6 protein-coding genes are annotated in these 7089 nt (G+C 65.1%); all 6 read left to right on the top strand.

The window, feature by feature from the left end; all coding sequences use genetic code 11:
* Window positions 1-968 (top strand): aminotransferase (locus tag C5O79_RS28450; protein ID WP_131931949.1); only part of this gene is annotated, 968 nt, incomplete at its 5' end.
* A 63-nt stretch (window positions 969-1031) separates the two neighbouring features.
* Window positions 1032-2150 (top strand): polyamine ABC transporter substrate-binding protein, encoded by a 1119-nt coding sequence (locus tag C5O79_RS28445; RefSeq protein WP_122474412.1) that lies wholly within the window; start codon window positions 1032-1034, stop codon window positions 2148-2150.
* 187 nt (window positions 2151-2337) lie between these two features.
* The gene (potA, locus tag C5O79_RS28440) at window positions 2338-3492 is read left to right on the top strand and encodes a polyamine ABC transporter ATP-binding protein (protein WP_122474592.1); all 1155 of its coding nucleotides are present in this window, start codon (window positions 2338-2340) and stop codon (window positions 3490-3492) included.
* Between the two features lie 10 nt (window positions 3493-3502).
* The gene (locus tag C5O79_RS28435) at window positions 3503-4489 is read left to right on the top strand and encodes an ABC transporter permease subunit (RefSeq protein WP_047852312.1); all 987 of its coding nucleotides are present in this window, start codon (window positions 3503-3505) and stop codon (window positions 4487-4489) included.
* On the top strand, window positions 4486-5325 hold the full coding sequence (locus C5O79_RS28430; RefSeq protein WP_011353448.1) for an ABC transporter permease subunit: 840 nt from the start codon (window positions 4486-4488) through the stop codon (window positions 5323-5325). The genes C5O79_RS28435 and C5O79_RS28430 overlap by 4 nt, the downstream gene beginning before the upstream one ends.
* A 116-nt stretch (window positions 5326-5441) precedes the next feature.
* Window positions 5442-7019: a DUF3138 family protein gene (locus tag C5O79_RS28425; protein WP_122474413.1), complete on the top strand. Its 1578-nt coding sequence runs from the start codon at window positions 5442-5444 to the stop codon at window positions 7017-7019.
* The last annotated feature ends 70 nt before the right edge of the window (window positions 7020-7089 follow it).

Raw genomic sequence — 7089 nt, 5'->3', positions numbered from 1 at the left:
GCGTGCAGGGCCAGCCGCAGAAGAAGTATGTGATCTCGCGCAAGAACGGCTATCACGGCTCGACGATCGCGGGCGGCACGCTCGGCGGAATGGGCTACATGCACGAGCAGATGCCGTCGAAGGTCGAAAACATCGTGCACATCGACCAGCCGTATTTCTTCGGCGAAGCGGCGGCCGGCGAAACGCCGGAAGCGTTCGGCCTGGCGCGCGCCCAGCAGCTCGAAGCGAAGATCCTCGAACTCGGCGCGGAGAACGTCGCCGCATTCATCGGCGAGCCGTTCCAGGGCGCGGGCGGCGTGATCTTCCCGCCGTCGACGTACTGGCCGGAAATCCAGCGTATCTGCCGCAAGTACGACATCCTGCTGGTGGCCGACGAAGTGATCGGCGGCTTCGGCCGCACCGGCGAATGGTTCGCACACCAGCACTTCGGTTTCGAACCCGATCTCATCACGATGGCCAAGGGCCTCACGTCGGGTTACGTGCCGATGGGTGCCGTCGGCATTCACGAGCGCGTGGCGCGGCCGATCATCGACAACGGCGAATTCAATCACGGCCTCACGTACTCGGGCCACCCGGTGGCCGCGGCCGTCGCGGTCGCGAACCTGAAGCTGCTGCGCGACGAAGGGATCGTCGAGCGCGTGAAGAACGACACGGGCCCGTACTTCCAGGCGCTGATGCGCGAAACCTTCGCACGTCACCCGATCGTCGGCGAGGTGCATGGCCACGGCCTCGTCGCGAGCCTGCAGCTCGCCGAATCGCCGGCCGAACGCCGCCGCTTCGCGAACGGGGGCGACGTCGGCACGATCTGCCGCGACTTCTGCTTCAACGGCAACCTGATCATGCGCGCGACCGGCGACCGGATGCTGCTGTCGCCGCCGCTCGTGATCTCGCGCCAGGAAATCGATGAACTCGTATCGAAGGCGAAAAAAGCAGTCGATGCAACCGCCCAGCAACTGGGTATTTCGTAACGGTTTTTGCCTACAGGCGTGCGGCGGGCGCCGCACGCCGCCATAACCCAAGGGAATTCCACCATGCGTGCCTGCTTTCTTCGCCAAGCCTGTTCCGTTGCCGCCCTTGCCGCCGCGGCTGCGTTCACGTCGGTCGCCAGCCCGACGGCACATGCGGCCGACGAGCTGAACGTCTACAACTGGTCCGACTACATCGCACCCGACACGATCCCGAACTTCCAGAAACAGACGGGCATCCACGTCAAGTACGACAACTACGACAGCGACGACACGCTTCAGGCGAAGCTGCTGGCCGGCAGTTCGGGCTACGACATCGTCGTGCCGACGTCGAACTACATGGCCAAGCAGATCCAGGCCGGCGTGTACCAGAAGCTCGACAAGTCGAAGCTGCCGAACCTCGCGAACCTCGACCCGCTGCTGATGAAGATGATCTCGGACGCCGATCCGGGCAACCAGTACGGCGTGCCCTGGGCCTACGGCACGGACGGCATCGGCTACAACGCGCAGGCGGTGAAGAAGGCCCTCGGCGACAAGGCGCCGGTCGACAGCTGGGCGCTGGTGTTCGACCCGGCCAACATGGAAAAGCTGAAGGGCTGCGGCGTGTCGTTCCTCGACCAGGCCGTCGACGTGTTCGCCGCCACGCTGCAATACATGGGCAAGGATCCGAACAGCAAGAATCCCGGCGATTACCAGGCTGCGTTCGAAGTCCTGAAGAAAGTCCGCCCGTACATCACCCAGTTCAACTCGTCCGGCTACATCAACGACCTCGCGAACAACGACGTGTGCGTCGCGCTCGGCTGGTCGGGCGACGTCGGCATCGCGCATCGCCGCTCGGCCGAAGCGAAGCGTTCGTACGACATCAAGTTCTCGAACCCGAAGGAAGGCGGCCTGCTGTGGTTCGACGTGATGGTGATCCCGAAGGATGCGCCGCACCCCGAGGCCGCACTGAAGTGGATCAACTACGTGTCCGATCCGAAGGTCAACGCGTCGATCACCAACACGGTGTTCTACCCGACCGCGAACAAGGCCGCGCATCAGTTCGTCACGCCGGCCGTCGCACAGGACCCGACCGTCTACCCGCCTGAAGACGTGCTGAAGAAGATGGTGCTGATGAAGCCGATGCCGGCCGACATCCTGCGCCTCGAGAACCGTCTGTGGGCCCAACTGAAGACCGGCCACTGATCGCCTGAATTCCGGCGGTGCAGGCGCCTCTTGGCGCCTGCCCGCCTGAGATCCGCGGACCTCCGTCCGCCCGCGCGCGCCGCGCGCACTGTTCCATCCGGCACGAGCCGTCGTCCGCGAGTCGCGCCATGCGCCTCGCGCGGGGACCCTCACGCCTGCAATCCGTGAAGAACGAATGGTGAATCCCATGCAATCGATACCCTCTTCCGCTGCTGCACGACAGACCCAACCGGCCCCCGCGACCCGTACGCAGAACGACGCCTTCGTACGCATCGAGAACGTCGTGAAGAAATTCGGCGACAGCACCGCTGTCGACAACGTGAACCTGACGATCGCGAAGAATGAGCTGTTCGCGCTGCTCGGCAGCTCGGGCTGCGGCAAGTCGACGTTGCTGCGCATGCTCGCCGGGCTCGAGACGGCCACCTCCGGCAAGATCTTCGTCGACGGCGAGGATCTCGCGTCGCTGCCGCCGTACCGCCGCCCGGTGAACATGATGTTCCAGTCGTACGCGCTGTTCCCGCACATGACGGTCGAGTCGAACGTCGCGTTCGGCCTGAAGCAGGAAGGCACGCCGAAGCAGGAGATCAAGGAGCGCGTGGCCGATGCGCTCGCGCTCGTGCAGATGAGCAAGTACGCGCAGCGCAAGCCGCACCAGCTCTCCGGCGGCCAGCAGCAGCGTGTCGCGCTCGCCCGCTCGCTGGTCAAGCGCCCGAAGCTGCTCTTGCTCGACGAGCCGATGTCCGCGCTCGACAAGAAGATCCGCCAGAAGACCCAGCTCGAACTCGTGAACATCATCGAGAAGGTCGACGTGACCTGCGTGATGGTCACGCACGACCAGGAAGAAGCGATGACGATGGCCAGCCGCCTCGCGGTGATGAGCGAAGGCAAGATCGTCCAGATCGGTGCGCCGGGCGAGGTATACGAATTCCCGAACAGCCGCTTCTCGGCCGAGTTCATCGGCTCGACCAACCTGTTCGAAGGGCGCGTGGTCGAGGACGAGCCCGATCACATCTTCGTCGAGAGCGACGACCTCGAGGCACGCATGTACGTGAGCCACGGCGTCACGGGCCCGCTCGGCATGCCGGTGGGCATCTCGGTGCGCCCGGAGCGCATTCACGTGTCGCGCGAGAAGCCGGGCTCGAAACACAACTGGGCACGCGGCGTCGTGACCGACATCGCGTACATGGGCAGCTACTCGCTGTACCACGTGCGCCTGCCGAGCGGCAAGACGGTGGTGTCGAACCTGTCGAGCTCGCACCTGATGAACGACAACGCACCCGCGTGGAACGACGACGTGTTCGTGTCGTGGTCGCCGGCCAGCGGCGTCGTGCTGACGCAGTGAGGACGACGCGATGAGAACCTCCGCCTCCAATCCGTCCGCGCCGGTGCCGACCGGCGCCGCGAGCGCCGGCGCCGGCCGCGCCCGCCCGGGCCGCTTCGACTTTCTGTCGCGCTTCCTGCCGTCGGGCCGCAGTGTCGCGATCGGCGTGCCGTTCGTGTGGCTTGCCGTGTTCTTCGCGCTGCCGTTCGTGCTGGTGCTGAAGATCAGCTTCGCCGACCAGGTGATGGGCATCCCGCCGTACACGTCGCTCGTCGAGATGAAGGACGGCGTCGTGCACTTCGCGCTGCAGCTATCGCACTACGCGTTCCTGCTGCAGGACGACCTGTACATCGCGACCTACCTCAGCTCGCTGAAGATGGCCGCCGTGTCGACGGTGCTGTGTTTGCTGATCGGTTATCCGATGGCGTACTACATCGCGCGCTCGGAGCCGAACCGCCGCAACGTGCTGATGATGGCCGTGATGCTGCCGTTCTGGACGTCGTTCCTGATCCGCGTGTACGCATGGATCGGCATCCTGAAGGACGACGGCTTGCTGAACCACACGCTGATCGCGCTGGGCATCATCCACACGCCGCTGCGCCTCTATCACAGCGACGCGGGCGTCTACATCGGGATGGTCTATTCGTACCTGCCGTTCATGGTGATGCCGCTGTACGCGCACCTGGTGAAGATGGACCTCACGCTGCTCGAAGCCGCGTACGACCTCGGCGCGAAGCCGTGGGTCGCGTTCACGCGCATCACGCTGCCGCTGTCGAAGAACGGGATCATCGCGGGCAGCCTGCTGGTGTTCATCCCGGCAGTCGGCGAGTACGTGATTCCGGAGCTGCTCGGCGGCGCCGACACGCTGATGATCGGCCGGGTGATGTGGGATGAATTCTTCAACAACATGGACTGGCCGATGGCGTCCGCGGTGACGGTCGCGATGGTGATGCTGCTGCTGGTGCCGATGGCGCTGTTCCAGTACTACCAGGTCAAGGAACTGGAGGACGCGAAATGATCAAGCCGAGCAAACCGCTGTCGACGGGCGTCCTCGCCTTCGGCTTCCTGTTCCTGTACATCCCGATCATCAGCCTGGTCGTGTACTCGTTCAACGAGTCGAAGCTGGTGACGGTGTGGTCGGGCTTCTCGCTGAAGTGGTACTCGGCGCTGCTGGACGACGACGAGCTGCTGACCGCCGCGTGGCTGTCGCTGAAGATCGGCCTGCTGACGGCTACCGCGTCGGTCGTGATCGGCACGTGGGCGGGCTTCGTGCTCGCGCGCTTCGGCCGCTTCAAGGGCTTCACGCTGTACACGGGGATGATCAACGCGCCGCTGGTGATTCCGGAAGTGATCCAGGGCATCTCGCTGCTGTTGCTGTTCGTTGCGCTGGAGCAGATGTTCGGCTGGCCGAAGGGGCGCGGGATGGTGACGATCTGGATCGGCCACGTGATGCTGTGCGTGTCGTACGTGGCGATCATCGTGCAGTCGCGCGTGAAGGAGATGAACAAGTCGCTGGAAGAGGCGGCGCTGGATCTGGGCGCGACGCCGCTGAAGGTGTTCTTCGTGGTGACGCTGCCGCTGATCTCGCAGGCGCTGCTGTCGGGGTGGCTGCTGTCGTTCACGCTGTCGATCGACGACCTGGTGCTGTCGGCGTTCCTGTCGGGCCCCGGTTCGACGACGCTGCCGCTGGTGGTGTTCTCGCGCGTGCGGCTGGGGCTGAACCCGGAGATGAACGCACTGGCGACGCTGTTCATCACGGCGGTGACGATCGGCGTGATCGTCGTGAACCGGATGATGATCGCGCGTGAACGGCGCCGCATCGCCGACATGAAGGCGGCGTTCGCGGTGGCGTGACGCCACGCCTCCTGCTTCAAAGATAACAAGCATTGCAGACAAGCAAGACGCGCCGCCCCAGGGGGGGCGCGCGATTCGATTCCGATTTGACAGGCGCACGACAAGGAGAATCCGCAATGAAGAAGAAACTGATCTGCCTGCTGGTGGCCGGCGCGTTACCGGGCATCGCGCTGGCCGACTCGACATCCGCCGAGATCAAGGCGCTGCAGGCGCAGGTCGCGGCGCTGCAGAAACAGATGAAGGCGATGCAGGCGCAACTGTCGGCGAAGGGCGGCACCGCGACCGCCCAGGCCGGCACGAAGGCAGCGGCTGGCGCCGCGCCGGCCGCGGTGGCCGTCGACCCGGGCTCGCCGGACTACGGCAAGGCGCAGGCCACGCTGACCAACGACGAGGTCGGCGAAATGAAGCAGCAGATCGCGAACCAGCAGCTGAAGGTCGACTCGCTGACGGACGCGGCCAACACGGGCCCGCTCGCCGGCCTGTCGGTGACGGGTTACATCGATCCGACCTACATCTACAACCGCGCGGCCGGCACGTCGTCGTTCCTGTTCGCGAACCACGAGAACGCGTACAACTACTTCAACAGCACGTTCGGCGACCTCTACCTCGACATCAAGAAGACGTTCGGCGTCGGCCCGATGGCGCCGTCGGCGGAAATCACGCTGATGCCGAACCGCGGCAACGGCATCACGCTGCTGCAGAACTCGCGCGGCTCGATCACCGACAACCTGCTGAACACCGCGGTCATCAACGTGCCGATCACCGCCGAAACGACGCTGGTCGCCGGCCTGATCCCGAGCTTCGGCGGCTACGAGGTGCAGCAGTCGAACCAGATGCTCACGCTCACGCACAACCTGCTGTACGATTTCTCGGATCCGGGCAGCTACGTCGGTATCGGCGCGAACTACACGAAGGGCAACTGGGCGTGGAAGTTCTTCCTCGGCAACGAGCAGTACCGCACGTACGGTTCGGTCACGACGACGGGCACCAACGCGCTCGGCGATCCGATCACCACCAGCAACAAGGTGCCGACCTTCACCGCGCGCGCGGACTACACGTGGTCGAGCGCGCTCGATCTCGGCGGTTCGTTCAACATCGGCCGCCAGACGCTCGCGAGCGCGATCGATGCGAACGGCGTCGTCCACTACGGTCCGGGCGGCGCAGCACCGAGCGGCTACGGTTCGTTCTTCTTCGGCGAACTCGACGCGACCTACACGCTCGCCGACATTCAGTACAACGCGGAAGTCGACTACGGCCGTCAACAGCATGCGGCGTTCAACGGCGGGCTCGCGCAGTGGTACGGGCTGTCGCTGCTCGCGCACCGCAAGTTCAACGCGCCGGTGGTCGGCCGCATGGGCGTGACGCTGCGCTACGACCTGCTCGCCAACTCGAAGAACGGCGGCGGCGGTGGCGGCATCGCGCTGAACGGCAACGGGATGGATCCGAGCAACGGCTTCGGCGTCGACGCGGACTGCCTCGCGCAGTCGCAGGCCGGCGGCGGCCTGGGCTTCGAGTGCAAGGGCGCGGTGCGCCAGGACGTCGCGCTCGACCTGCTGTTCTATCCGACCCAGCAGATCACCGTGAAGGTCGAATACCGCCACGACTGGGCGAACAACAAGGTGTTCCTGCGCAACGATGGGTCGTACGGCAAGTCCAACGACCTGCTCGCGACGCAGTTCATCTATTCGTTCTGACGCAGCCCGCGCGGGACGCCGTGCCGCGCGCACGGCGTCCCGCGCCGTTTTTACCGGCCGGATGACGGTG

It is taken from the genome of Burkholderia sp. SRS-25 (assembly GCF_004343765.1).
GTDB lineage: Bacteria > Pseudomonadota > Gammaproteobacteria > Burkholderiales > Burkholderiaceae > Burkholderia > Burkholderia contaminans.
The sequence above is the reverse complement of the archived record's forward strand: the minus strand, read 5'-3'. Positions and strand labels throughout refer to the sequence as shown.

Coding starts and splice junctions, on each gene's coding strand:
- potA (WP_122474592.1), top strand. CDS start 2,338: ATGCAATCGATACCCTCTTCCGCTGCTGCACGACAGACCCAACCGGCC.
- C5O79_RS28430 (WP_011353448.1), top strand. CDS start 4,486: ATGATCAAGCCGAGCAAACCGCTGTCGACGGGCGTCCTCGCCTTCGGC.
- C5O79_RS28435 (WP_047852312.1), top strand. CDS start 3,503: ATGAGAACCTCCGCCTCCAATCCGTCCGCGCCGGTGCCGACCGGCGCC.
- C5O79_RS28425 (WP_122474413.1), top strand. CDS start 5,442: ATGAAGAAGAAACTGATCTGCCTGCTGGTGGCCGGCGCGTTACCGGGC.
- C5O79_RS28445 (WP_122474412.1), top strand. CDS start 1,032: ATGCGTGCCTGCTTTCTTCGCCAAGCCTGTTCCGTTGCCGCCCTTGCC.